Consider the following 25,533-nt stretch of genomic DNA (forward strand, 5'->3'; position numbering starts at 1 on the left):
TTACTCGTAGCGTAGGGAATCCACGGGGTCGAGCTTGGCCGCACGGGCGGCGGGGTAGTAGCCAAAAAACACCCCCACGAAGGCGCTGAAAGCAAACGCCACCAGCATGGGCGTCAGGGTGAAGACCGGCGAGATTCCAAAACCTTGCCCGGCGAAGGCCAGGCCCACGCCCAGCGCCATGCCGATCACACCACCGCCGACCGACAGCAGGCTGGCTTCAACCAGAAACTGCGTCAGGATGTCGCGGGGCCGCGCCCCCAGGGCCTTGCGCACGCCGATTTCGCGGGTGCGCTCGGTGACGGACACCAGCATGATGTTCATGATGCCGATGCCGCCCACCAGCAGACTGATGCCCGCAATGGCCCCCACCAGCAGCGTCAGGGTGCCGGTAATGGCACTGAGGCTGGCCAGGCTGTCGGCCTGATTCTGCACCTGAAAATCGAGGTTGTCCGGGTCCGTCTGCTCGTGGCGCTCACTGAGCAGGTCGGTGACATCGGTCTGCAACTGGGTCAGGTCTTTGGCATCGGTCGCCTGAAGGTAGATGCTGCCCACGGTGGGCTCACCCCGAGTGCTGTTCGTGCGGGCAAAGCGCTGCAGATAGGTGGACAGAGGAATCAGCACCTGGCTGTTGGCATTGCCAAAGCCGCTGTTGCCCTTGTCGGGCAACACGCCCACCACCGTGAAGGTCACGCTGCCCAGGCGCACCTTCTGGCCCAGGGCAGCGTCTGGGGAAGCGTCTTCGCCCCACAGGTCGGTCAGCACCTGCGCGCCGATGACCGCCACCCGCTTCTTGCCCTTCACGTCGGCGTCGGTGAAGTACGCGCCGGCCTCCACAGGACTGTTGCGCACCGTTTCGTAGGCCGGCCAGGTCCCCAGCACGCTGGCCTGGGTGTTCAGGTTGCCCAGCTTGGCCTGCACGTTGCTGTTGACACTGGGGGCCACACCCACCACCCGGTCGCCAAAGCTGTTGGCCAGTACCTCGGCGTCCTCCACCGTCACGGTCTGGCGGGGACCGCCGCGCACCAGACTGCCGCCGCCCCCGCCGCGCGCACTCTGCACCGTCAGCAGGTTGGTGCCCAGCGATTCGAGGTTGCGCGTGACCCCCGCCGTGCTGCCCTGCCCGATGGCGGTGAGCGCCACCACCGCCGCCACGCCGATGATGACGCCCAGCGCGGTCAGCACCGACCGCAGCGGCGTCCCCACGATGGCCCGCCACGCGATGACGAAGGCGCCGCCCAGCCCAATCCCGCCCCGGCGGGGCCGGGTGGCCGAGGCCGCTGCGACCTGGGACAACGGCGCGGCGACCTCCAGCCCGGAGCCGCCGGCCGTCACGGCGCGCTCCCTATGGCTGGCGGCCGGTGGGCCACTTTCGGGACCTGGCGGCGGTCACTTTCAATCCGGCCGTCGCGCACCCGAATGACCCGCTCGGCGTAGGCGCCGATGTCGTCCTCGTGGGTCACGATCACCACCGTGGTGCCCTCGGCGTGCAGGTCGCCGAAGAGGGCCATCACCTCCTCGCCGGTGCGGGTGTCAAGGTTGCCGGTGGGTTCATCGGCCAGCAGCAGCCGGGGCCGACCCGCCAGGGCGCGCGCCACCGCCACCCGCTGCTTTTGCCCGCCGCTGATCTGGCTGGGCAGGTTGCGGGCTTTATCGGCCAGGCCGACCCGCTCCAGCACGGCCAGCGCCCGCTCGCGCCGCTCGCGGGGAGGCACGCCGGCGTAGGTCAGCGGCACCTCCACGTTTTCCAGTAGGTTCAGGCGCGGCAGCAGGTGAAACGCCTGAAACACGAAGCCGATGTCCTCGTTTCTGGCCTCGGCGCGCTCGTTCTCGCTGAGGGTGGTCACGTCGCGCCCGGCGAGGTGATAGGCGCCGCTGCTGGGGCGGTCCAGCAGCCCAATAATCTGCATCAGGGTGGTTTTCCCACTGCCCGACGGCCCCATCAGGGCCACCAGCTCGCCCTGCCCGATCTGCACGCTCACCCCCTTCAGGGCCTCGAACACCACGTCGCCCTGCGCATAGACCTTGCCCACGCTCTGAATGTCCACGACGGGCGGCCGGGCCACGGCGGTCACGGAGCTCCTCCGGGGAAGCCGCCGGCCGGCGGGCCACCGCCAGCGCCCCCAAAGCCACTGTTCTGCGTCTGCCGGGTGCTGCCCGCCGCGCTGCTCCGGCTGGACGAGGCGCTGCCCGGCACCACGATCTCCTGACCCGCCTCCAAGCCGTCCAGCACCACCGTGTTCGTGCCGTCGGTCTCGCCGGTAGTGACGCGGACTCGCTCGGGTTCGGCGCTGGGTTCAGCGGCGGGCACCTCTACATAGCTGCGACTCCGGACCGTCTGAATGGCCTTGCTGGGCACCAGCAGCCCGCGTTCCTCGCTCTGAATAATCTCGGCTTCGGCGGTCATGCCGGCGCGCAGGGTACGGTCCGGATTTTTTAATTCCACAGTGGCGGTAAACACGCTGATCCCGCTGCTCTGGGTCGCGCCGGGCGAAACGCGCACCACCTCGCCGCGAAAGGTCTGGTCCTCGAAGGCGTCCAGCGTCACCTCGGCCTGCTGGCCAGCCTGCACCCCCGCAATCTCGGTCTCGTCAATCTGCACTGGCAGGTTCAGAGTGGTGTCGTCCAGCAGAGTCAGAATGGTCGCGCCGCTGTTGACCACCGTGCCCTCGCCCGCTGTCACGGCACTGACCACGCCGCTGATGGGCGCGTAGACCTTGAGGCCCGCGCGGTCGGCCGCCGCCGCGTCCAGGGTGTCCTGCGCCTGCTGCACGGCAATCTGGGCGCTGCGCAGGGCCTGGGTGTCGCTGCCGCCGCCCGCCGCCGCCTGCGTCTGGGCGGCCGAGAGGCTGGCACGCGCACTGTCCACACTCTGCTGCGCTTTGGTCACCGCCGACTGCGCCTCCTGAAGCGCCTGAGCACTGATGGCCCCAATCGCGGCCAGTTGCCGCTGCCCGGCCAGCGTGCGCTGCGCGTCGGTCAGGGTCTGCGCGCTTTGCGTCAGGCTGTTCTGGGCTTGGGTCACGCTGCTCTGGCGGCTGGCCACGCTGCTGGCCTGCGAGGCGCGGGTGGCATCCAGACTGGCGCGGGCCTTGTCCAAGTTCAGCTGCGCCGTGCGCACATTCTGCTCTACGGCGTCGCTTTGCAGGGTCGTGACGAGCTGGCCCTTGGTCACGCGCTCGCCCACGGCAGGCACCGCGCCCACGGTGGCCGTCAGGTCGGCGCCCACCGTGCGGGTCTGGGCGGCTTCCAGGGTGCCGGGGCCACTGACCGAGAGGCGCAGCACCCCGGCCTCCACACGGGTCGTCGTCGTCGTGGGCTGGGCGGTGGCCGCCGCACTGGCCGTGCGGGTGCGGGTGTAGACCACGCCGCCGCCCACGGCGCCCAGCAGCAGCAGGCCACTCACCACCCAGGGCCAGCGCTTGCGGCGCGCCGGGGCCGCGCGCAGGGGCGAGGTCTGCACGGTCACAGCGTTCCGCCCACGCCGGTCAGGTTCTGCCCGGCCGCCACCGACAGGGCGCCCAGGGCTTCTAGAACGTTGTTCTGGGCCTGCAGGCGGCTGTACTGGGCCTTTTTCAGCGTGAGCTGGGTGGCCTGAACCTCCACCGCGCTGACCGTGCCGCTTTTCAGGCGGGCGCTATCCTGCGTGTAGGTTTTCTGGGCGGCGGCTTCACGGCTCAGGGCCACCTGCAACAGTTCGTAGGTGTTCTGGGCGGTCTGGTAAGCGCTGGCCAGGGTCTGTCCGGCACTTTTCTCGGCGCTGTCCTGGCTGCGCTGGGCGTTGGCCAGGGCCGTCTTGGCGTCTTGCAGGGTACGTGCCGGAGTGAAGTCGTTGTCGGCCAGCTTGACGCTCAAGGTGGCGCTGGCCACCTCGTTCTCGGCCGAGACCAGACTGCTCAGGCGCCCCAGGCCGCCTTGCAGGCTGGCCAGGGTGGCGCTCAGTTTGGGGGCCGTAACGGCGCTGCCGGCGCGCACGCTGCTGCCCAGACCCGTCAGGGTGCCCAGCCGGGCGGCAGCCAGATTCACCTGCGCGCGGGCATCGGCCAGATTCTGCCCGCTGCTCGCCAGGGTATTTTGCGCGTTCGTGAGGTCCAGGGCGGTGGCGTTGCCGATGTTCAGCTTCACCTGGGCCACCTGCACGCCCTTGGTGTCCACCGCCACCTGCAGGGTCTGCACCTCCACGTTCTCCTGCGCTTCCAGCAGGGCCGTATACGCACTGATGGTGCTGCTGACGGCCGAGAGGCGAGCGCCACGCAGCGCGGCCTGGGCCTGCGCTTCGCTGTTTTTGGCGGTCAGCTTGGCCGCCACCAGCGCGGCGGGATCGGCCTGGGCGGCGCGGCTGGCGGCCTGGGCCTTGTCCAGGTTGGCCTGAGCGGTTCTCACGTCGGCGTTGCTGCCTAGGGTCGCGGTGACGGCACTGCCCAGGCCCACGGCGCTCTGGGCGGCGGCCGTGCCCAGCAGCAGGGCGGCGCTCAGCAGGAGGGCGGTTCGGGTGGGGGCAAGCAGAACTGATTTCATTGAGAACCTCCAGCGGCGTTCAGGAGCGCGGTTTGACTCAGAGCCGCAGTAATGCGGGCCGAGAGCAGGTCGCGCTCGGCCTGGGCGACGGCCAGTTCGGCGCTCGCCACGTCGTCAGCTGTGGCCGTACCAGCGGCCAGGCGGGCGCGGGCGGTGTCCAGGCTCTGGGCGGCCAGGGTCAGGGCGCTCTGGCGGCTTTGCACGGCGGCCAGGTTGGTTTGCAGGGTGGCGGCGCGGGTCCGCACGTCCAGTTCGGCGTTTTGCTGCGCCACGGTCAGCGCCAGTTCCGCCTGGGTGACGGCAGCGGCGGCGGCTGAACGCTGGGCCTGCTGAGCCGGCGAAAAGATGGTGTACGACCCGCTGATGCTGGCGGTCAGCCGCGCGCTGCCCGACGAGGCCGCCGAAGTCGAGCCCGACGAGCTGCCCAGAGGCAGGGTGTAACTGCCGCCCAGGGTGCCCTGCTTGAGGTTGAGGGTCGCGGCCACCGTGCCCAGGCCGGCCCCGCCGTAGCCCACGCTGGCGTTCAGGTCGGGCAGGCGGGTGTCGCGCTCCTCGGTGGCCAGGGCGTCCTGGGCACTGGCCAGAGCGTTTTGCGCGCTCACGACCTCGCTGCGCGCCGTGCGGGCGCGGGCCACCAGCGCCGCCAGGTCTGGGGCTTCTTCGGCTACGGGTGCGTCTCCGGCAAAGGTCACGCCGCCGAGCGGGATTCCCAGCACCGCCTCCAGGCTGCGGCGGGCACCGTCCAGACTGGCCTGGGCCTGCGCCAGACTGGCCTGGGCGGCCTGCACCCCGGCCTGCGCGCTCAGCAGGGTCTCAGCAGTGGCGTTGCCGGCCGCCTGCTGGGCCTGCACCACCGTGAGTTGCCGCTGCCGCTGCGCCAGGGTGCGCCCGGCCAGGGTGATGTCCTGGCCAGCCAGCGCGGCGGTCCAGTACGCCTGAGCCGCGTTCAGGCGAGTCGTAGCCTGGGCTTCACGCAAATTGGCCTGGGCCTGGGCCAGGCTGCGTTCGGCGGTGCGGAGCCCACTCTGGGCACTCGACCAGGGCAGCAGCCCCAGAGTGACGTTGGCCCCGGCGCTGCCGCTCAGGGTGCCGCCCACCGCCGTGGCCGTGCCGTCGGCAGCAGTCGTGCTGGTGGGCCCGGCGTAGTTGGCACTGCCTGTCACGTTGACCGTCAGGCCCAGCGCCGCGCGCGAGGCGGCCAGGTTCTGTGCCGCCACCTGCACACTCAGAGCGGCGCGGGTGACGCTGGGGGCCTGGGCCAGGCCGGCGTAGGCGTCGGCCAGGGTGTAGAGGCGGGAGTCTATTGGGGCCGCACTGGTCTGGGCTGAACTGGGCGGGGCGGGGCTTGTTTGGGCCTGGGCCGCGCCGCCCAGCAGGGCCAGGCTCAGCCCGAGCAGTAGAAGAGAAGGTGGAGGGCGACTCATGCGGCCCACTGTGGCGGGGGTCTGCGAAGACGCCGCTCAGCCTGTGTGAAGATTTATCGAAGACGAGAAAAGGCCGGCTGGGCGCGGCCTGGGCTGTCCTGGCCCTGCACTTTTTGCACCTCGCCCCTTCGTTGTCCCTTCACGCGCGCCCTTTAAGCTGAACCCCATGAGCGCCCTGATCCTGATTGTCGAGGACGAACCCCAGCTGGCCGAGGTGCTGGAAGCCTACGCCCGGCAGGAGGGCTACCGCACCGAGCGCGCCGCCGACGGCCACGCCGCGCTGCACGCCTACCGTGCCATAAGCCCTGACCTGATCTTGCTGGACGTGATGCTGCCCGGCCGCAGCGGCTTGGACATCCTGAAAACGGTGCGGGCCTCTGGCAGCACGCCCGTTATTCTGGTCACAGCCCGCGCCGAGGAGACCGACCAGATCGTGGGCCTGGAACTGGGCGCCGACGATTACGTGGTCAAGCCGTTCCGCCCGCGTGAAGTGATGGCGCGGGTCAAGGCGGTGCTGCGCCGGGCCACCGCCGCGCTGGAAGGCGGCGAGCGCCCGGTGCGCGTGGGGCCCCTGGAAATTGACCGCCTGGCCGTAGCCGCCCGCGTCAACGGCGAAGCCCTGAACCTCACCCCCGCCGAGTTCCGGCTGCTGTCGCACCTGGCGCAGGCGCCGGGCCGGGCGTATACCCGCGAAGAACTGCTCTCGGCGGCCCTGCCGGGCAGCGAGGCGCTGGAACGAGTAGTGGACGCCCACCTGGCCAGCGTGCGGCGCAAATTGGACGCAGCCCAGGCCGGTGGGCTGCTGCATACCGTGCGCGGCGTGGGCTACCGCCTGGAGGCCGCTGGATGAAACGCCCCGTCTGGCCCTGGCGCGGGGGCCGGCCCCTGGCACTGACCCTGCTGCTGGCCATGCTGCTGGTGGTGGGGGTGTCGGTGGGCAGCACCTTCTATTTTTCCAATCTGGCGGTGCAGCGCCAGTTTCAGCGGCTGCCCGAAGAGGTGCGCGCCGCCCTGCGCGAGCGCCAGGAAGCAGCCCTGCGCGGCGAGACGGTGGCGCCCACGCCGCCGCTGCCTGTCATCCGCACCGGCAGTGCCGCTGACCCCTTTCTGGACCCCTGGCAAAGCAGCCCCGATGTGGGCGGAACGGTGACCCTCCCGGCCGGCACGCAGGCCACCGTCGAGGGCGGCCGCCGCCCGCGTGGCTGGCGCGACGACCTCTTTCGCGGCCCCCCCAACCAGACGCAGGACTTTCTGAAAGAGGTTCAGCGCAGCCTGCTCCAGGTGGGGCTGGTGGCGGCGGTGGCCTCGGCCCTCCTGGCCTTTCTGATTTCGCGGCGGGTGGCCCGGCCAGTGTCGGCGGTGTCGCGCGCGGCGGCGCGGCTGGCCAGCGGCGACCTGAGTGCCCGCGCGCCCACACCTGGCGGCGAGCGCGAGCTGGCGGCCCTGGCCCAGAGTTTTAACGAGATGGCCGAGAACCTGCAAACCCTGGAGCAGGAGCGCCAGCAGGCGGTGGCCGACATTGCCCACGAACTCCGCACGCCCATTGCCGTGATGCAGGCCCGTCTGGACGCCCTGGAAGACGGCGTCTATCCGCTCAACACGGAACAGATTGCGCTGCTCAGCACCCAGACCCAGCACCTGACGCGCCTGGTGGGCGACCTGCGCACCCTGACCCTGGCCGACGCGGGCCGCCTGACCCTGGAGGTCAAGGGCCTGGACCTGGCCGCCCTGGGCGCCGAGGTGGTGCGCGACCTGCAAGACCGCGCCGGGGCGCGCGGCGTGGCCCTGACGCTTCAGGCGGCGCCCGCCCCCATGCAGGCCGACCCGGTGCGGGTGCGCCAGATGACGACCAACCTGATTGACAACGCCCTGCGCCACGCGGCCAGCCGCGTGAATGTGGAGGTCGAGTCGCGCGGCGCCGAGGTGCTCTTGCACGTCGAGGACGACGGCCCCGGTATCCCGGAGGGCAGCCGCGAGGCGGTCTTTACCCGCTTTACCCGCCTGGACAGCAGCCGCGCGCGCGACACAGGCGGCAGCGGCCTGGGCCTGGCCATTGTGCGCGCGCTGGCACAGGCACACGGGGGCCGCGCCGGGCTGGGTGCCTCAGCGCGGCTGGGCGGGGCACGCTTTACGGTCGCCCTGCCGGCCCAGGGGTCATGACCCCACAGGGGCCCCTGGGGCAGGCTTTCACGGAGCGGCGCTTTGAACCGAGTACACTCTAACGTGCCATGTTGAACGATTCGCGCCGACTCTGGATGGTCTGCTGCCTGGCCGGCGCGCTGCTGTGCAGTCAGGCGGGCGCTGCGGCAGGCTGGGCGGCCATGGCCACAGCCCTGCTGGCCGAGCCGAATGCCAAGGCAGCGGCGCTGCGAGTCGTGGCCGCCAAAGAGACGCTGGACATCGTGCAGTGCCACACGCTGTGGTGCCAGGTGCGCGTCGGGGGGCAGCTGGGCTGGGTGAACCGCGCCGCCGTGAACGTCAAAGGTGACTGCCCGGCGCTGCTGGCCCTGGGCCTCAAAGACATTCGCCGCAACGAAGCGGCCTACAGCGCCGAGCGCGACCCCGACCACAACGGCCGCGCCTGCGATCAGCGCGACCTGCTGAATATGCTCGGCCGCCGCTAAGAGGCCCAGCACCTCTTTTCATCGGGCCTCTGCCTTTTGAAGAGTTCCGCTGAAACGTTCAGAAGTCTGTCTTCTGCGGATGCCGGCCGGTTCATTCACAAATCTGAAGGGTATTGATTTGCCAACTCTATGCCTGGCACCCGTTTTTCTCGCACTGTTGCGGACTTAAGGAACTGCCTTGCAGAGCCGCGCCAGCTCGCTTGGATTTCATCGGTTTTGCAAACGATTCAACCAGAGTCCGTATAACCCTAATGCCCGGCCTGCGTGGCGGGACAACAGGGAGTGACGATGATCAGCCCCCGTCACTCCTCGAACGTTTTGAGCTCTCCCCCACCTCCGTCCAACCCCCGCCATAGGGTCTCTACCCGCCGCCGGCAGCTTCAGGCGTTAGGGGTAAAGGTCAAAGCCGTGCTCATTGAGATCTTGCTCGAGCGCCCGCTTTACCACCTGAATCTCTGCCATCGTCTCGGCCTCGAAATACACCTTAATGGGGCGTCCGGGCCTGGACTTGGCAACGTCCCAGCTCACATCGGCCAGATCGGTTCGTTCGCGTAAACGGGTGAGTGAGGCCTTCACAGCCTTTTCCGGTATTCCTGCATGAATTGCCATATCGTCTTTCAGCACAGGTCACCGTAGCAGACCCGGTGCCGGTACATAGGGCGGGAGGTCATCGTGTCGCCAGTTCTGGCCTAAAGGAGGCCTATTTTACTCACCTTCAGGTTGGTCGAACTGACCTCTCGGCGGCGGTTCTGGACGTGCCAGCGCAGGTCTTTAGTACAGTGGTGTTTGTTGAGACAGGTGAGCTGGTGAAGCCCCTCGGGTTAGCCCAGAAGGCGGAAGCGACTTGGCCTGCTTAGGAACTTCAAGAGCTCGCGAATGCACCAGTCCACTTGGCGCTCAAAGAAGGAACGGCTAGCCTCTCCCATTCAGGTGGAGAGCGTTGACGACTCCTAAAACCAGTACAGATTCCCTGTTCTACAGAGGTCCACCGGCTGGAGACGACCGGTATCAGTGTGCCGATATACGGGGCCGGATAGCCCAGAGTGTGCGGCGGCAGGGGCAGCCTGTAAACTGGGAGGGTTGCCGCCCAGCGCGGCTGAGGAGTTGATTGGATGAGTAGTTTAGCCATCGGAATTGTCGGGTTGCCCAACGTCGGAAAAAGCACGCTGTTTAACGCCATCACGCGCGCCGGGGCGCTGGCCGCCAACTACCCCTTTGCCACCATTGAGCCCAACGTGGGCCGCGTCACCGTGCCCGACGAGCGCCTGGGCGCGCTGAGCAAGGTCTTTACCAAAGGCGAGCGGGTGCCGCCGATCATCCCGACTTTTGTGGAATTCGTGGACATCGCCGGGCTGGTCAAGGGTGCCAGCAAGGGCGAGGGGCTGGGCAACCAGTTTCTGGCCAACATCCGCGAGGCCGACGCGATTGCCCATGTGGTGCGCTGCTTTGAAGACGGCAACGTGGTGCATGTGGCCGGGCGCGTGGACCCCCTGGACGACATCGAGACCATCAATACCGAGCTGATTCTGGCCGACCTCGCGGGGCTGGAAAAGCGCCTGCAAAACCTCCAAAAGAAAGCCAAGAGTGGCGACAAGGATGCGCGCGAGCAGGCGGCCCTGGCCGAGCAGCTCCTGGCCGTGCTGGGCGAGGGCAAACCGGCGCGCGCGGGTAGCTACGACGCCCCCATCCCCAAAGAATTTGGGCTGATTACCACCAAGCCCGTGATTTACGTCGCCAACGTGGGCGAAGACAACCTGACGGAAGACAACGAGTACGTGCAGCAGGTGCGCGACTATGCCGCCGCCGAGGGCGCGCAGGTCGTGAAGATCAGCGCCCAGATTGAGGGCGAACTGGCCGAGATGCCCGAGGACGAGGCCCGCGCCTTTCTGGAAGAACTGGGCGTGCAGGAAAGCGGCCTGGACCAATTGGTGAAGGTGGGCTACGAGACGCTGGGCCTGATTACCTTTATCACCAGTGGGGAAAAAGAGGTGCGTGCCTGGACCATCCGCCGGGGCGAGAAGGCCCCCGAGGCCGCCGGCGAGATTCACAGTGACCTGGAGCGCGGCTTTATCCGTGCCGAGGTCATCGAGTGGGACAAGATGGTCGAGGCCGGGGGCTGGGCCGGCGCCAAGAGCAAGGGCTGGGTCCGCACCGAGGGCAAGGAGTACGTCATGAAAGACGGCGATATCATGAACGTGCTGCACAACATGTAAAAGGGGAAGTAGGGAGTGGGCAGTGGTAAGTGGAAAAAGAAGGCGTCGCCATCCACTGGCACGCCTTCTTCTTTCTCCACTCCCTACTTCCTACTCCCCGTTCACTTTCCTACACAGAAATTCCGGAAGACTGCGTCCACCACGTCCTCCTGCACGTCCTGGCCCGTCAGCTCGGCCAGGGCGCGCAGGGCTTCTTCCAGTTCATAGCCGGCGAGATCGTCGGGCAGATCACGGGCAGCCTGAATATGACCCAGGGCGCGGCGGGCGGCGTCGGCCTGGCGCTCGGTGGTCAGCCAGGCTTCCCCGCGGGCGGCGTCACCCAGCAGTGCGGCTTCCACGGCGGCGCGCAGCTCGGAGAGGCCCTGGCCAGTCACCGCACTGACCGCTATGGCTTCCGGGTCGTGCCAGGCGGCCGGGAGGTCGGCCTTGGTTCGCACCTTCAACACGCGGCCAGCGGGGGGCACCTCGGCGCCCAGGTCTTCACGGGGCAGACTGCCGTCTTCGAGCACCAGCACGAGGTCGGCGGCGCCCGCCAGGGCCACAGCCTGCCGCACCCCAGCGGCCTCAATCTGGTCGCCCGTTTCGCGGATGCCCGCCGTGTCCACCAGCGTGACCGGTACGCCCGCCAGTTCCAGCCCGGCCTCCAGGTAATCGCGGGTGGTGCCGGGCAGCGGCGTGACAATCGAGCGTTCGTAGCCCAGCAGGGCGTTGAGCAGACTGCTTTTCCCGGCATTGGGGCGGCCAATCAGGGCCAGGCGGGCGCCGCGCGTGGCCACCTGCCCGGCGTGCGCCGAGCGCAGCAGTTCGGTCAGGTCATGCTCGGCCTGGGCCAGTGGTTCGGCGCGGTCTTCTTCGGGCACGCCCTCTTCGGGGTAGTCCAGCAGGGCCTGTAAGGCGGCCAGGGTGCGCGTGACCTGGCGCGTCACGTTGCCTACCCGTTCACGCAGCGCTCCACTCAGGCCCAGGGTGGCCTGGCGGCGGGCAGCGTCGGTCTGGGCCTGCACCAGATTCAGCACCGCCTCGGCCTGCGTGAGGTCCAGGCGGCCGTGCAGGTAGGCGCGTAGGGTGAATTCACCGGGCCGGGCTGGCCGGGCGCCCAGGCGGAGGGCCGCTTCCAGCGCCCGGCCAAGCACAGCGGGGCTGCCGTGCGTCTGAAACTCGGCCACGTCCTCCCCGGTGTACGAGTGCGGGCCGCGAAACACCAGGCACAGCCCCTCATCAAGCACTTCGCCCGCCTCATCCAGAAACGACCCGAACAGAAACCGGCCGCCTGAGGTCCGCGAGGGCGCCCGCCGCCCCTGAAACAGCCCGTCAGCCACGGCCAGGGCGCCGGGACCACTGACCCGCACGATGCCCACGCCCGCGCTGCCCGGCGCGGTGGCAATAGCGGCAATGGTGTCAGACAGGCCCGTGCGCGAACTCACGCCCGGCAGGCTAGCACCTGCAAAAAGGGGAAGTGGGGTGTAGAGAGTGGGAAAGTAGGGCAACTTGTTCAGGCACGCGCGAGGAGGCAGCGCCCAAACCCAGGTTCGGCCCGTGGCACGCTTTCTCCCTGTTCTCCCGAGTAACGGCAAAGGCCGCCTTCAAAGTTCACGCTCATGCTGCGGCCCTAGCATGGGGCGCGTATGCGTTTCCTTGTGCTGTCTGCGACCCTGACCCTTAGCGCGCTGCTGTGCGCGCCCGCCGCCGCACAGGCGACCACCCCGGCCACCCCAGCGGCCGCTCCTAAAGGCGTGTCCTCGGCAGCCACCACCAAGGCGGTCAGTGCCCTGTCGGTGGAGGTCAGTGCGGCCGTCAAGGGCCGCATCTTGACCTGCCCCGCCGCGCTGAAGCTCAGTGCCCAGGCGGTGTGCCTGTATGCCCAGAGCGCGCCGGCCAGCCTGCGGCCCCTGGTCCGGGGCAAGCTGAGCACCCGCGCCCAGGGGGACTGGAAGGCCAGCGGCAAGTCCAGCGTGCTGCTGGTCAAGGACGCCGCCAGTGGCCCGGTGTCGGCCTATGTGCTGCTCAGCCCCATCAGCGACAAGGAAACGCTGGTCGTCGTAGACACGGCGCAGGCCCAGGCGGCGGCACCCGCTGCGGCGGCCAAGGCCGCTTTGCCAGCAGGCGTAAGCAAGGGCCAGCCCTACGTCCTGGGCAGCGATTTGGTCGGTGTCGTGGCGGTGACCTCGCTGGGCGGCGGCAAATTCCGCCTGGTGGCAGAAGACGGCACCCTGACCGTCACCGCTGGCCAGCGCAGCGCCCAGGCGGGCGGCGGCAATGTGGAATTGCCCCTGGCGCCCGCCACTGACGGCAAGAACCTGATTTTCCCGGTCTCGGGCCTGCGCGCCCTGGGCTGCACGGTGACCCCGGCCGGCGGCTCGCTGACCGTGGCCTGCGGCAGCGACAGCGTCGGCCTGAAACCGATTGTGTTCTGAGCGTAGTTGAGGGAAATCCTCGACTGCCTTGAAGTTCACACGGCCCGTGTGGGATTGAGACTGTCCCGCTGCCTCAGGCTGGGGCGGCACCACAGACCCTTCGCTTTATCCAGCCTTCCGCACCGTCAGGTTTGCGCAGCTTTCTCACAGTCCAGGCTCATCTTGGCTGCGCGGCCTGAGAGGACCACTCGTCTGAGCCCCAGTGAGCACTCATCCCTCACTGGGGCACTGCTCTGCTTTCAAACAGGGTCTCTGCGCCAAGACCTGGCCCCCTGCCCTGTAGCCTTCAGCAGAGCTTGAGCGAGCCTTGAGGCTTGCTGGGAAGCGGCTGTCAGCACGGCCCCCAGGCGTCATGATGGCGACAAGTCCCATTCTCAGGAGGAAAACCCCCATGACCATCCTTGACCGCCTGTCCCGCCTGCTGCGCGCCAACGTCAACGACCTGATCAGCCGCGCCGAAGACCCAGGCAAGATTATCGAGCAGGCCCTGCGTGACATGCGCGCTGCCTACGCCGAGGCCCGCAGCGAAGTGGCCGACGCCATGAGCCAGAACGCCAAGCTGGAACGCGAAGCGAGCACCAACCGCCGCCTGGGCAGCGAATACGAGAAAAAAGCTGAGGAAGCCCTGCGCGGCGGCAGCGAGGAACTGGCCCGCGAGGCCCTGCGCCGCGCCCAGAACGCCCGTGACCTGGCCACCGGCTTTGAAGAGCAGCTGGGCCAGCAAACTCAAACGGTCGAGCAGCTCAAAACGCAGCTGCGCGCCCTGGAAGCCAAGATTGACGAGATGGAATCCAAGAAGTCCCTGCTGGCTGCGCGGCAAAAGACCGCCCAGGCCGGGGCGACCCTGGACCGCGTCTCGGGCTTTGACAAGGCGGGCGGGGCCATGGACGCCTTTGAGGAAATGGAGGCGAAAGTGCAGGGCCTGGAAGACCGCAACCGCGCCATGAGCGACCTGCGCCAGGACAATGACTTTGACGCCCAACTGAAGGACCTGGGCCGGGGCCGCGAGCTGGACGACGCCTTTGCGGCCCTGAAGGCGAAAGTGCAGGGCGAGCCGGGCAGCGCCGGCGAAAAGAGCGGCGGCTAAGAGGCACCCGTACGCGTTCAGAACATCCGGGCGAAGGTCCGGATGTTTTTTGCTGCCTCAATAGGGGTTCTGTCGGTCACGCCCACGAATCCGCACTGACGAGCAAGCTCTACGTCTGCACCATCCCTTGCTCCCGCGGCACTCTGCCCATCCCCTCAGCTTAAAAACCTTCCAGATGGACAGTGGAGGCAGCAACTGGAAGAACTGACGCAACTGGCCCTGACAGCCAGTTCTCCTCGCCCCCAGCGGCCTGCATGGAACTACCCTCTTTGGCACTTGCACCTTCTGACCGATGACCGTCAGGAAAACTTCATATTTGCTGACAGAATGAAGGCGATGCGTTGTTTTAAGCTCGGTGGCATGTCGGCCTCCCCTTCCCTTCGCGTGTGGCTGACCGCGCTGCCCTTCCTGCTCCCCCTGGCCGCCTGCGCGCCGCAGGCCACGACCACGGTTCAGGCCAGTACGCCAGTCTCGGCGGTGTCGTTTTACCCCCATGAGACCGGGCTGGCCTGGAGTTACCTGCCCGAAGGCGAGGGCAGCGGCGCCCCGGCGTACACGCTGCGGGCGCTAGGCGTCACGGTGTATGGCAGCCAGAGCGCGCAGGCCTTTCAGCTCGCTGGGCGCGGCGCCGACCAGACCTGGTACCGCACGGTGGACGCTTCGGGGGTGCGGCTGCTGGGGCTGCGCAAGCCCGGCGTGAACATCCGGCTGGAGCCGGCGTGGCTGGAGTTGCCCGCCCAGACGGCCTGGCGCCTGGGACTGACCTGGCAGGGCCAGTCTCAGATCACGGTGAGCGGCGACGACGGCAAAGAGCAGGCGCGCGGCACCCTGAATTACAGCTACACCGTGCAGGACCGCCGCACCGTGCAGACCCCCGGCGGCCGCTTTGAGGTCTGGGTGGTCACGCGGCAAATCAGCGACACGCTGGGTGGCCTGTTTCCCGCCACGCAGCAGCTGTGGTTTGCGCCCTATGTGGGCGAGGTGCGCACCCCCGAAGGCCTGCTGCTGACCGCCCGCAATTTCTCGGCCCGCCCTGGAGGTCAGTGATGGAACGTGCCGCCGACAGCCTCACGCCCCTGCTGGACGGGATTCAGGCGCCCGCCGACCTGAAAAGGCTGACCCGCGAGCAGTTGCCCCTGCTGTCCCAGGAACTGCGGGACGAGATTGTGCGCGTGTGTTCGGTAGGCGGCCTGCACCTGGCGAGCAGCCTGGGGGCCACCGACGTGATCGTGGCGCTGCACTACGTCCTCAATTCGCCGCGCGACCGCATTCTCTTTGACGTGGGCCACCAGGCCTACGCCCACAAGATGCTCACCGGCCGCCGGGAGCAGATGCCCACCATCAAGAAAGAGGGGGGCCTGAGCGGCTTTACCAAGGTAAGCGAGTCCGAACACGACGCGATTACCGTGGGCCACGCCAGCACCAGCCTCGCCAACGCGCTGGGCATGGCGGTGGCGCGCGACGCGCTGGGCCAGGACTACCGGGTCGCCGCCGTGATTGGCGACGGCGCCCTGACTGGCGGCATGGCCCTGGCCGCCCTGAACACCATCGGTGACATGAACCGCCGGATGCTGATTGTCCTGAACGACAACGAGATGAGTATCTCGGAGAACGTCGGAGGCCTCAACAAGTTCATGCGTGGCTTGCAGGTCCAGAAGTGGTTTCAGGAGGGCGAGGGCGCCGGCAAAAAGGCCGTAGAGGCCGTCAGCAAACCGCTGGCCAGCCTGATGAGCCGCGCCAAGAGTTCAACGCGGCACTTCTTTGACCCCGCCAGCGTCAATCCTTTCGCTGCCATGGGCGTGCGCTACGTGGGGCCGGTGGACGGCCACGACGTGCAGGAACTCGCCTGGCTGATGGAGCGCCTGGTGGACCTGGACGGCCCGACCATCCTGCATGTGGTGACCAAGAAGGGCAAAGGCCTGAGTTACGCCGAGGCTGACCCCATCTACTGGCACGGGCCCGGCAAATTTGACCCTGCCACGGGCGACTTCAGCCCCAGCAAGGCGTACAGCTGGAGCAATGCCTTTGGTGACGCCGTCATCGAGCTGGCCGCCCAGGACCCCCGCACCTTCGTGGTTACGCCCGCCATGCGCGAGGGCAGCGGCCTGGTGGAATACAGCAGGGCCCACCCCAACCGTTACCTGGATGTAGGCATTGCCGAGGAGGTCGCGGTCACAGCCGCCGCCGGCATGGCGCTGCAAGGGTTGCGTCCGGTGGTCGCTATCTATTCTACGTTTTTGCAACGCGCCTACGATCAGGTGCTGCACGACGTGGCCATCGAGAATCTGAACGTGACCTTCGCCATTGACCGCGCGGGCATCGTGGGGGCCGACGGCGCCACCCACAACGGCGTGTTTGACCTGAGCTACTTGCGCTCTATTCCCGGCGTGCGCCTTGGCCTGCCCAGAGACGCCGCCGAACTGCGCGGCATGCTGAAATACGCCCAGGAGCATGACGGCCCCTTTGCCATCCGCTATCCGCGCGGCAACACGGCCCCCGTGGCGGCGGGCACCTGGCCCACGCTGACCTGGGGAGAATGGGAGCGGGTGCAGGGCGGCGACGAGGTGGTCATCCTGGCGGGCGGCAAGGCGCTGGAGTACGCCGAGAAAGCCGCAGCGGGGCTGAGCGGCGTCGGCGTGGTGAACGCCCGCTTTGTCAAACCGCTGGACGAGGCCATGCTGCGCACTCTGGCCCGGACCGCCTGCGCGCTCGTGACCGTGGAGGACAACACCGTGGTCGGTGGTTTCGGCAGCGCCGTGCTGGAATTCCTGAACGCCGAGGGCTTGCAAGTGCCCGTGCGGGTGCTCGGCATTCCCGACGAGTTTCAGGAACACGCCACCGCCGAGAGTGTTCATGCCAGAGCCGGCATTGACGCCCAGGCGATTCGGACGGTGCTGGCAGAACTGGGCGTGGACGTGCCGCTTGGGGTGTAGGAAAAAATAGAGAGGGCGGCGCAGGGAAGTTCACTCCTGTGCCGCCTCTGGCTGGGGGTGTGGCTGGGGGTGGCCCGCAGCCCTACACCCTGACTTCCCCGTTGCCCTCTACCACCCACTTCGTCGTGGTCAATTCCCTCAGTCCCATCGGGCCACGGGCGTGCAGTTTCTGGGTGCTGATGGCCACCTCGGCGCCCAGGCCCAGTTGCGCGCCATCGTTGAAACGGGGGCTGGCATTGACCATCACGGCCGCGCTGTCGACGTCCTGCACAAAGTGCTCGGCCTGGGCGGGGTCGCGGGTCAGAATCACGTCGGTGTGGTTGCCGTGCGCCGCAATAAAGTCCAGGGCCTCGTCCAGCCCGGCCACTGCCTTGAGGCTCAGGGTCAGGGCCAGAAATTCGGTGCCGTAATCGGCCTCGGTGGCAGGCTCAGCGCTCAGGCCAGCGGCGATCAGCACCGCCAGGGCTTCGGGGTCGGCGCGCAGGGCCACGCCGCTGTTGAGGAGGGGCTGAACCAGCTGGGGCAAGGCGACCAGTGCTGCGCGGTCCACCAGCAGGGTGTCCAGAGCGTTGCAGGCGCTGGGCTTTTGCACCTTGGCGTTGTGGAGGAGCTGCGCGGCCCTCTCTCTGTCCAGTGGGTCGCGCGTGAACGAGGCGTCCAGGTAAATGTGGACCACGCCAATGCCGCCCACGATGACCGGCACGGTGGCGTTCTCCACACAAAAGCGGTGGAGTCCCGCCCCGCCGCGCGGAATGATGGCGTCCACCCACTCGTCCAGGGTCAGGAGTTCCAGCACTCGCTCGCGGGCCGGGTCGCGGATGACCTGGACGGCCTGGGCCGGCAGCCCCTGGGCCTGCAAAGCGGCGTGAATCACTTCCTCTAACGCCGCGTTGCTGTGCACGGTTTCCTTACCGCCGCGCAGAATCACCGCGTTGCCACTCATGAGGGCCAGCGCCGCCACGTCCACGGTGACATTGGGCCGACTTTCATAGATCACGCCCAGCACGCCCAGCGGCACCCGGCGCGTGCCCACCCGGATACCGCTGGACTGGACCTGCACCGGGCTCTGCTCGCCCACCGGGTCAGGCAGGCGCGAGACGGCCTCGACATCCGCCGCCAGGCTGTCCAGCGCGGCGGGTGTCAGGCGCAGGCGGGCCACCATCGGGTCGGGCAGGCCCGCAGCCAGAGCGGCCTGGACATCCTGGGCGTTGGCGGCCAGGACGGCGTCGGCGCTGGCCCGCAGGCCCGCCGCCAACGCGGTCAGCGCCGCCACCTTGCGCGCGGTAGGCAGCGAGCGCAGGGTCCGCGCAGCCTGCCGGGCGCGCACGCCCATCTCCTGAATCGTGGCGTTGGAGGCACTCATGGGCCGAGGCTAGCAGGGACAGGCCGCCACACCCAGGCGTGGGGTAGGCAGGGCGCCGCCGGGCCGAAAAAATGGGGAGGTCTGGCTTAGCCGCCGCGCCCCAGGAGCCCCGTATGGACATCACCGAAACCCTGCATGCCCCGGACCGCGCTGCCTGGCGAACCTGGCTGGAGACCCACAGCGCCAACAAAGCGGAAATCTGGCTCATCCGCGACAGCACCAAGCCCAGCGTGCCTTATCTGGACTCAGTCGAAGAAGCGCTGTGCTTTGGCTGGATCGACGGCATCGCCAAGCGCCTGGACGACGCACGCCTGGCACAGCGCTTTACGCCCCGGCGCCCGCGCAGCCACTGGACCGAGCTCAACCGCGAGCGGGCCCGCCGCCTGATCGCCGAGGGCCGGATGACCGCTGCGGGCCGCGCCGTGCTGCCCGACCTGTCCACAGAGCACTTTCAGGTCGCCCCGGATATCCAGGCTGCCCTTCAGACAGACCCGCAGACTTGGGCCAACTTCCAGGCCTTTCCCGCGCTGTATCAGCGCATCCGGGTGGGGTATATCGAAGAAGCCCGCCGCCAGCCCGAAGTGTTTACCGCGCGCCTGAACAACTTTGTGAGCAAGACGAGGGCGAACAAGCAGTTTGGGGGGATGCGCTAGCCGAACTCCGATGACATCCGGGCGGACTTGGAACGCGGCGCAGTCAACGTGAAGAGCCCCGCAGAAGAGCGATCAGGAGCACAAGCGGGCTGACGGGCATGGCGTTTTCACATCGGGAAATCCCCAGATGTTGGCCTTGCAGACTAAAGCCGTATCAGCTGGAGGCCAGGTCCAGCATCAGCTCCAGATTCTGCACCGCCGCGCCGCCCGCACCCTTGCCCAGATTGTCCAGGCGGGCGACCAGCACGGCGCGCTCGCCGTCGCCCGAGGGGTAGACGAAGAGGTCCAGATTATTCGTGCCGTTCAGGGCCTGAGGGTCAAGAATCTCCGGATTGTCGGCGGGATCAGCCACCCGCATGTACCGCTGCCCGGCGTAGTGGGCTTTGAGCGCGGCGTGCAGGTCACCCGCGCCCACACCCAGTTCGCGCAGATGCAGGGGAATGGTGACCGTCATGCCCTGCGGCCAGGCGCCTACATTCGGCGTAAAGATAGGGGTGCGGCTCAGGCCGCCGTAGCGCATGGTCTCGGGGATGTGTTTATGGCTCAGGCCCAGGGCGTAGCCCAGAAACGCGCCGCGCATCGGATGGGGCTCGTCCTGCTCGTGGGCGTCCACCAGCGCGCGTCCGCCGCCTGTGTAGCCGCTGTAGCCCTGAATACTGACAGGGTGGTCAGCGGGCAAGAGGCCTGCTGCCGTCAGGGGTGCCAGCAGGGCAATCGCGCCGGTGCTGTAGCAGCCGGGATTGGCCACGTACCGCGCCGCCGCAATCCGCCCAGCCTGCTGGGCATTCAGCTCTGGAAACCCAAACACCCACTCGGGATTGACACGGTGGGCGGTACTGGCGTCCAGCAAGCGGGCGGCCGGGTTGGTGGTCAGGGCTACCGCCTCACGGGCCGCGTCGTCGTGCAGACACAGAATGGACACGTCGGCGGCGTTCAGCAGCTCGGCGCGGGCCGCCGGGTCTTTGCGCCGGGCCGGGTCAATGTGCAGCAGCGTCAGGTCGGCGCGGCCCTCAAGCCGCTGGCGGATTTGCAGGCCAGTGGTGCCGGCCTCGCCGTCAATAAACACTGTGGGTAGGGTCATGTCGAAGTCTCCGTCAAAGGCTGGATGAGTTGTGCGGCCAGGATGGCGTGAAGCAGCTCTATCGTCTGCCCAGCCTTCAGGTGCGCCCAGAGGTCAGGGACCATAGGCATCAGGCGGATGACGCCAGTGGCGCCGCGCCCAATTACCTCAGACTCGCTGGTGTGCCACCAGGCGTAAGCGTTCACGAGGTCGCCGCCGCGTGGAAAGGTAAACACGCTGCCGTCCATCGGGCCGACTTTGTCGCCACACCCGCTGAAGATGAATGGCAAGCGGTGGTCAAGTGGAAGATGGAGCCGGGCCAGCAGGAAGGGCGCCTCACGCATCCTTTCCCCCATAACACCGCCGCACCAGTTCGGCCAGGTCGCCCTTGGCTGGGTCGCCGTGTTCAATCCGGCGCCGCAGCTCACCCGGCGTCAGCCACTCAGCGCCACTGAAATCGTCAGGATTGAAGTGTGGGGACAGGTCTGCTTGAATCTCGTAGACCCGCATGAACGTGCTCAGGGTCGTCTCGAAAGGCGAAAACGCCGCCACCTCGCGCCAGGGCACGGTGCCGAGATCCAGATTCAGCTCCTCCTGCGTTTCGCGCAGGAAGGCAGCCTCGTAACTCTCGCCGCGCTCCACATGACCGCCCACGCTCATATCCAGGCAGCCGGGGAACACGCGCTTGGTCTGGGTGCGGCGCGGAATCCACAGCTGGCCCCGAGCATTGATCAGGAAGGCATTGACCACCCGCACCGGCAGGCGCCGCGCCCAGGCGTCTTCTCGCGTGACGGTGCCGACCACCTCGTCCCGCTCATTGACCAGGTCGAGCCATTCCACCGGAGCAGTTGTCATGGGGTCCACTCGTCGGCCAGCAGGGCGTACTGCGCGTCGTCGGTCCACTCGCCCCGGTGCCAGTAGCTCTGGCGCGACGTGCCCTCATGCCGGAAGCCCAGACCAGACAGCAGCCGGGCCACCGCAACGTTGCGCGGGTCAATGCTGGCGTAGACGCGGTGCAGGGTCAGCGGCCCGAAGGCGTGGGTCAGCAGCGCCCGCAGCGCCTCGGCGGCGTAGCCCTGCCCCTGGGCGTGGCGGGCCAGCGTGATGCCCAGCTCGGCCTGCGGCCCCCGCGTGTTCAGGGCCAGGTCGCCCAGCAGGCCGTCTGCATGCGCCATAGCCCGCTGCACCCAGCCCGGCGCCCCCAGCGGCGCCGGCGAGACAAGACCCTGCGCCGCATCCAGGGTGGCTGGCAGCGCCCAGGCCTGAAAGCGGGCGACCTCCGGGTCATTGCGGTAGGCGACCAGGGTGGGCAGGTCATCCGGAGTCAGAGGCCGAATCGTCAGTCGGGGGGTGAAGAGGGTGGTCACCCCTGCCCCGCCGAGGTTAGCGCCACCTTACCGAACGTCATGAAGACCAGCGTGGGGCCGGCGGGTCCCCGGTAAGCACCCTGGGCGCCGTCCAGCGTGCAGGCCAGCGCCGTCAGGTGCCAGGCGTCTTCCTCGGTGCAGCTCAGGGTGCGCGTGGTCAGGGCGTGCAGGCGGTGCTCCTGGGCAAAGGCGCGCACCTTGCCGGCGGCCCTGGCCAGCTCCGCCGGAACCGATGGGTGGTCCCAGCCCCACAGCCACGACCCGTCCTGCGTGTTGTAGGTGCCCACCACCTGCACGGGGCAGGTGGCCCGGAAGGTCTCGTTGGTGAAGGTCAGGGTGCCGGCCTGCAGGTCGGCCTGCCAGTCGGCGCGGCCCAGGCCCCAGGCGCCGTCATGGGCCGCCGTCTGGGCCTGAAGACCCGCCAGCGCCCGTTCCACACCGGCACTCTGGTCTCCGAACAGCGCAGGATTCACGTTGGTCATAGGCTCAGTGTGGCGCCTGTGCCCTACCAGCGCGGCTGGAGATGCCCCATCAGGTGGTACAGCAGAGCTTTTTGCGCGTGCAGGCGGTTTTCGGCCTGGTCAAAGACGCGGCTCTTGGGGTGTTCGGTGGCCTCAGGCACCGTTTCCTCGCCGTAGTGGGCGGGCAGGCAGTGCAGGAAAATGCCGTGCGGGGCGATGGTATCCAGCATCTGCGGGGTCACCTGATACCCCCGGAAGGCACGGCGGCGAATATCAGCTTCGGCCTCCTGGCCCATGCTGATCCAGACATCGGTGTACAGCACGTCGGCACCTTCAACCGCTCTCAGATCGTTGGTGAGGGTGACCTGCACGCCCGCGCGCACCGCGTCCATCAGGACCCCTGCATTCGGTTCGTAGCCCACCGGGGTCACCACCGTCACGTCGGTGCCGGTCAGGATGCCCATGTGGATGTGGCTGTTGGCGAGGTTGTTGCCGTCTCCGATGTACACCACCCGGCGGCCCCGCAGGTCAGCCCCGAATTCCTCTTCAATAGTCTGGTAATCGGCCAGCAGCTGCGCGGGGTGCAGCATGTCCGAGAGACCGTTGATGACAGGAATAGAGGCGTGCTGCGCCAGTTCCTGCAGGGTCTGTTGCAGGTAGACCCGGCCCATGACGCCGTCCACCCAGCGCTCCAGGTTGCGCGCCACGTCGCTGACCCGCTCGCGGGTGCCCAGGCCAATTTCAGTGTTGGACAGGGTCATGGCGTGCCCGCCCAGCTGGTACATGCCCACGTCAAAGGTGGTGCGGGTGCGCAGGCTGGCCTTTTCAAACACCAGGGCCAGCGACAGGCCAGCCAGCGGCTTGACCGCGCGCCACTCGCCGCGCTTCATCGAATGCGCCGTGTCCAGCACCGCGCGCAGTTCGGCGGCCGTCATGTCGAGGTTGCTCAGAAAGTCGCGCCCGGCCATCACGGGGGCCGGCAGTGTGTCCAGGGTATGCAGCGCATCTTTTTGCAGAGCAGGTGCGGAACGGAGCACCGCCGCCTCAGTCTCAGCCTCACTCTTTTTCCTGGTTTTTACTGTTTTCTCGGCCTTCGGCATAGGCAGAAAGTATAGCTGGCCCAGGTCATCCCCAGGCCAGCCCAACCAATTACGCATGTTTATTCATTCAGGACGCTTGAAGATACACTGACGCCCAGAACCTACTTTCCCTTACTGCAGCTACAGCGCCGCCCTACTTCGTTTCAGTCAGGGTGTAGTTGCCGCTGCCGCTGTAGGCGTACACGCGCCAACGGTAGGTGCCACTGGCCGCGTTGTAGGTAATGGCCTCGGTGCTGGTGCTGCCCTCGCTGGCCCCCACCTGCGTCCAGGTGCTGCCGTTCAGTTTTTGCAGGTACAGGTCAAAGTCGGTGCCGCTGGGGCCCGTCAGGTTGCCCTTGAGGGTGCCGCCCGCGTAGGAAAAGCCCGCCGTGCCCGGCTGGTAGCTGGTGCCGCCGCTGCTGACCGTGCCGTTGTACGTGGTGGGCGTGGGGGTCGGGGTGGTGCCGCCGCCCACGGTCACGAACAGCGCCGAGACTGGCCCGTAGGTGCCGCTGTTGTTGCGGGCGCGCACATAGACGGTGTGCTTGCCGGCGCTCAGGCCGCTGGTGGACACCGTCGCCTGCACGTTCTCGCGGTTGGTATTGAAGCTGCCGTCGGCCGCCGTCATGGCGCTGGCGGTGCCCCCAGCCCAGGGCGGCGTGTCAATGAAGTATTCGGCCCCGGCCACCGTGCGGGCCGGCTCGCTGCCGTTGCTGGTGTTAAAGCGGGTGATGTCGGCGCTGGCGCTCAGGGTAAAGCTGGCGCCCGCCGCCACACTGGCCGGGGCCGTGACGCTCACGCTGTCAGGGCCGCTGCCCAGCTGGTACGGCGCGCGGGCCACGCGCAAGGCGTACAGCAGGGCCGCCTGGTTCTTGGGCAGGGTAGTGCTGGTAAAGGTGTTGCACGGCTCGAAGAACGCGGTGCCCAGCTCGATGGTGTATGACGCCACCCCCAGCTCGCCGTAGGCAAAGTCGTCGGTGGTGCCGCTGGTGGGGTACAGGCCCACCGACTGCTCAGGGGTGTAGCCGTTGAAGTACGCCAGCTTGCGCCCCAGCGACTGCAGCGCGGCGCCGTTGGGGGCTGCGGTGGTCGTGTCGCCCCAGGGCCACAGCACCAGCTGCGAGTAGCTGTGAATGTCCATATACACGCCGGAAGTATTGGCCGGGGCCGCGTCGGTACGGCTGGCGCCACGGTTGTCGGCAAAGGCCGCTTTAATCAGGTTCTGCAGGTTCTGGGTTTCGGGCTCTGAGCCAGCGCTGACGCCCCGGTACGTTTCGTTGCAGGGGTCGGTGCTGGACCCGCCCGTGCCCCAGGCGTAGGTAAAGTTGCGGTTCAGGTCGGCGCCAAACAGGCCGTTGCTGCACTTCTGGGTGTCGTTGACATTCTTGCGCCACGACGCGCCGGCCTCGGCCTTCTTGCGGCCATCGGGGTTGCTTTGCAGCACCAGCCAGACTTCCTGACTGTCCAGCATCCAGGTTACGTCCGCGTCGCGGCCGTAGTTGGCCAGCAGGTACTCGGCAAAGCGGGTGGACAGCTCGGCGGGCGTGTATTCCCGCGCGTGGATAGACGCCGTAATCAGGAGTCTGGGCTTGGTGCCGCCCGTGCTCTTGTTGGTCAGCTTCAGGACGTTCATGTCGTAGCCGCCGCGGCCCTTGGTCTTGAGCCAGGTCGAGCCGATGCTGCTCCAGCTGGCCAGGTTGGGGTACTGCGACACCAGGCCCTGTGCGCTGCTGTACGTTTCTTCGACGGTGCGGTAGCAGGAGTAGCCGCTGATAGACAGGCTGCCCAGGTTTTCTTTCAGCGAGCCGCTGTGCCGCTCGGTTTCGGCCTTGTCAATGCGGATGGTCCAGTCGCGGCTCAGGCCCGTGACGCGCAGGCGCTCGAAGTCGGCCTGGCCCACGTCCAGCAGCACGAACTTCTCCTCGGCGCTGCCGCCGATCGGCTCGAAGGTCTTGACAATGTCAATCCAGTCGCGCTCGGTTTTGAAGTCAATGCGCGAGACCACGATGGGCTTTTGCTGAAAGACGCTGCATTCATCGGCCGTGGCCACCAGCGAGGTGCCCGGCGTGACCGGCGGGGCGGCCTGCGGTTGAGGCGTCTGCGAGCAGGAAGCCAGGAAGAGGGACGTGCTGAGCAGCAGGGACGACGTGAGCCTTCGTGTCATAGGTCCTCCAGAAAAAGGGCACGCCAGCCTGGAAACCGCCGCCAGCAAAGGGGCCGTCAACGCCGTGCGCCTGGGTTGTGTGGTACTTCGGCACTGTAACACCCGGTTTCCAAAGCTCAAGTGCCTGCTGTCCCATACTTCCGAACACAGTGTGCGAAGTCGGCAGCCCCTCTGAG

The 25,533-nt window shown here is 67.7% G+C and carries 24 protein-coding genes; 9 read left to right on the top strand and 15 right to left on the bottom strand.

The features are described from left to right. The 5 genes from GO986_RS01055 to GO986_RS01075 are packed head-to-tail and all read right to left on the bottom strand — an operon-like array spanning position 1 to position 5,939. Positions 1 to 1,332: an ABC transporter permease gene (locus GO986_RS01055; RefSeq protein WP_369409058.1), complete on the bottom strand. Its 1,332-nt coding sequence runs from the start codon at positions 1,330 to 1,332 to the stop codon at positions 1 to 3. Continuing rightward, entirely contained in the window at positions 1,329 to 2,072 is a 744-nt protein-coding gene (locus GO986_RS01060) for an ABC transporter ATP-binding protein (protein ID WP_369409059.1), read from the bottom strand. Before GO986_RS01060 ends, GO986_RS01055 begins: the two co-directional genes overlap by 4 nt. Beyond that, positions 2,069 to 3,466, bottom strand: coding sequence for an efflux RND transporter periplasmic adaptor subunit (locus tag GO986_RS01065; RefSeq protein WP_369409060.1), 1,398 nt, complete (start codon positions 3,464 to 3,466; stop codon positions 2,069 to 2,071). The genes GO986_RS01060 and GO986_RS01065 overlap by 4 nt, the downstream gene beginning before the upstream one ends. Further along, positions 3,463 to 4,515, bottom strand: coding sequence for a TolC family protein (locus GO986_RS01070; protein WP_157457365.1), 1,053 nt, complete (start codon positions 4,513 to 4,515; stop codon positions 3,463 to 3,465). Before GO986_RS01070 ends, GO986_RS01065 begins: the two co-directional genes overlap by 4 nt. Further along, positions 4,512 to 5,939, bottom strand: a complete 1,428-nt coding sequence (locus tag GO986_RS01075) for a TolC family protein (RefSeq protein ID WP_157457366.1) — start codon at positions 5,937 to 5,939, stop codon at positions 4,512 to 4,514. The genes GO986_RS01070 and GO986_RS01075 overlap by 4 nt, the downstream gene beginning before the upstream one ends. A 166-nt stretch (positions 5,940 to 6,105) precedes the next feature. Between GO986_RS01075 and GO986_RS01080 the strand changes: the two genes are divergently transcribed. From GO986_RS01080 to GO986_RS01090, 3 genes are all read left to right on the top strand, one after another. Beyond that, positions 6,106 to 6,789, top strand: a complete 684-nt coding sequence (locus tag GO986_RS01080) for a response regulator (protein ID WP_157457367.1) — start codon at positions 6,106 to 6,108, stop codon at positions 6,787 to 6,789. After that, entirely contained in the window at positions 6,786 to 8,099 is a 1,314-nt protein-coding gene (locus tag GO986_RS01085; RefSeq protein ID WP_232337329.1) for a sensor histidine kinase, read from the top strand. Before GO986_RS01080 ends, GO986_RS01085 begins: the two co-directional genes overlap by 4 nt. A 68-nt stretch (positions 8,100 to 8,167) precedes the next feature. Beyond that, the gene (locus GO986_RS01090) at positions 8,168 to 8,563 is read left to right on the top strand and encodes an SH3 domain-containing protein (protein WP_157457368.1); all 396 of its coding nucleotides are present in this window, start codon (positions 8,168 to 8,170) and stop codon (positions 8,561 to 8,563) included. A gap of 387 nt (positions 8,564 to 8,950) precedes the next feature. Here the strand turns inward: GO986_RS01090 and GO986_RS01095 are convergent, their stop codons facing one another. Continuing rightward, positions 8,951 to 9,187, bottom strand: coding sequence for a hypothetical protein (locus GO986_RS01095; RefSeq protein ID WP_224573118.1), 237 nt, complete (start codon positions 9,185 to 9,187; stop codon positions 8,951 to 8,953). A gap of 488 nt (positions 9,188 to 9,675) precedes the next feature. On the opposite strand from GO986_RS01095, the gene ychF reads away from it, so the two are divergent. Then, complete coding sequence (ychF, locus tag GO986_RS01100) at positions 9,676 to 10,776, top strand: redox-regulated ATPase YchF (protein ID WP_157457369.1); 1,101 nt, start codon at positions 9,676 to 9,678, stop codon at positions 10,774 to 10,776. A gap of 101 nt (positions 10,777 to 10,877) precedes the next feature. Here the strand turns inward: ychF and mnmE are convergent, their stop codons facing one another. Beyond that, complete coding sequence (gene mnmE, locus GO986_RS01105; protein WP_369409061.1) at positions 10,878 to 12,200, bottom strand: tRNA uridine-5-carboxymethylaminomethyl(34) synthesis GTPase MnmE; 1,323 nt, start codon at positions 12,198 to 12,200, stop codon at positions 10,878 to 10,880. Positions 12,201 to 12,401: 201 nt separating this feature from the next. Here mnmE and GO986_RS01110 point away from each other — a divergent pair, with 201 nt between their 5' ends. The 4 genes from GO986_RS01110 (at position 12,402) to dxs (ending at position 17,210) form a co-directional block, all read left to right on the top strand. Then, positions 12,402 to 13,190, top strand: a complete 789-nt coding sequence (locus tag GO986_RS01110; RefSeq protein WP_157457370.1) for a hypothetical protein — start codon at positions 12,402 to 12,404, stop codon at positions 13,188 to 13,190. 391 nt (positions 13,191 to 13,581) lie between these two features. Beyond that, the gene (locus tag GO986_RS01115) at positions 13,582 to 14,277 is read left to right on the top strand and encodes a PspA/IM30 family protein (protein ID WP_157457371.1); all 696 of its coding nucleotides are present in this window, start codon (positions 13,582 to 13,584) and stop codon (positions 14,275 to 14,277) included. A gap of 360 nt (positions 14,278 to 14,637) precedes the next feature. Then, positions 14,638 to 15,324, top strand: coding sequence for a hypothetical protein (locus GO986_RS01120; protein WP_157457372.1), 687 nt, complete (start codon positions 14,638 to 14,640; stop codon positions 15,322 to 15,324). Further along, positions 15,324 to 17,210 carry a 1-deoxy-D-xylulose-5-phosphate synthase gene (gene dxs / locus GO986_RS01125; RefSeq protein ID WP_157457373.1) on the top strand — a complete coding sequence of 629 codons (1,887 nt, stop codon included), beginning with the start codon at positions 15,324 to 15,326 and terminating at the stop codon, positions 17,208 to 17,210. The genes GO986_RS01120 and dxs overlap by 1 nt, the downstream gene beginning before the upstream one ends. An 82-nt stretch (positions 17,211 to 17,292) precedes the next feature. Here the strand turns inward: dxs and GO986_RS01130 are convergent, their stop codons facing one another. Continuing rightward, positions 17,293 to 18,573 carry a glutamate-5-semialdehyde dehydrogenase gene (locus GO986_RS01130; RefSeq protein ID WP_157457374.1) on the bottom strand — a complete coding sequence of 427 codons (1,281 nt, stop codon included), beginning with the start codon at positions 18,571 to 18,573 and terminating at the stop codon, positions 17,293 to 17,295. A gap of 113 nt (positions 18,574 to 18,686) precedes the next feature. Here GO986_RS01130 and GO986_RS01135 point away from each other — a divergent pair, with 113 nt between their 5' ends. Beyond that, positions 18,687 to 19,226: a YdeI/OmpD-associated family protein gene (locus tag GO986_RS01135; RefSeq protein ID WP_157457375.1), complete on the top strand. Its 540-nt coding sequence runs from the start codon at positions 18,687 to 18,689 to the stop codon at positions 19,224 to 19,226. Positions 19,227 to 19,380: 154 nt separating this feature from the next. On the opposite strand, the gene argC is transcribed toward GO986_RS01135, so the two are convergent. The 7 genes from argC to GO986_RS01170 all read right to left on the bottom strand — a co-directional run bounded on the left by argC (position 19,381) and on the right by GO986_RS01170 (position 25,357). Beyond that, positions 19,381 to 20,307 carry an N-acetyl-gamma-glutamyl-phosphate reductase gene (gene argC / locus GO986_RS01140; protein ID WP_157457376.1) on the bottom strand — a complete coding sequence of 309 codons (927 nt, stop codon included), beginning with the start codon at positions 20,305 to 20,307 and terminating at the stop codon, positions 19,381 to 19,383. Beyond that, a complete protein-coding gene (locus GO986_RS01145) occupies positions 20,304 to 20,630 on the bottom strand; it encodes a hypothetical protein (protein WP_157457377.1) in 327 nt (108 codons plus the stop codon). The genes argC and GO986_RS01145 overlap by 4 nt, the downstream gene beginning before the upstream one ends. Beyond that, the gene (locus tag GO986_RS01150) at positions 20,623 to 21,141 is read right to left on the bottom strand and encodes an NUDIX hydrolase (protein ID WP_157457378.1); all 519 of its coding nucleotides are present in this window, start codon (positions 21,139 to 21,141) and stop codon (positions 20,623 to 20,625) included. Before GO986_RS01150 ends, GO986_RS01145 begins: the two co-directional genes overlap by 8 nt. After that, entirely contained in the window at positions 21,138 to 21,653 is a 516-nt protein-coding gene (locus GO986_RS01155) for a GNAT family N-acetyltransferase (RefSeq protein WP_369409062.1), read from the bottom strand. The genes GO986_RS01150 and GO986_RS01155 overlap by 4 nt, the downstream gene beginning before the upstream one ends. Beyond that, positions 21,650 to 22,135 carry a DUF6882 domain-containing protein gene (locus tag GO986_RS01160; protein ID WP_157457379.1) on the bottom strand — a complete coding sequence of 162 codons (486 nt, stop codon included), beginning with the start codon at positions 22,133 to 22,135 and terminating at the stop codon, positions 21,650 to 21,652. The genes GO986_RS01155 and GO986_RS01160 overlap by 4 nt, the downstream gene beginning before the upstream one ends. 23 nt (positions 22,136 to 22,158) lie before the next feature. Beyond that, positions 22,159 to 23,082 (bottom strand): ornithine carbamoyltransferase, encoded by a 924-nt coding sequence (gene argF, locus GO986_RS01165; protein WP_198170346.1) that lies wholly within the window; start codon positions 23,080 to 23,082, stop codon positions 22,159 to 22,161. 265 nt (positions 23,083 to 23,347) lie between these two features. Continuing rightward, entirely contained in the window at positions 23,348 to 25,357 is a 2,010-nt protein-coding gene (locus tag GO986_RS01170; RefSeq protein ID WP_157457381.1) for a M14 family zinc carboxypeptidase, read from the bottom strand. Positions 25,358 to 25,533 lie beyond the last annotated feature (176 nt).

The sequence above is a fragment of the Deinococcus arboris genome, assembly GCF_009755355.1.
Taxonomy (GTDB): Bacteria; Deinococcota; Deinococci; order Deinococcales; family Deinococcaceae; genus Deinococcus; species Deinococcus betulae.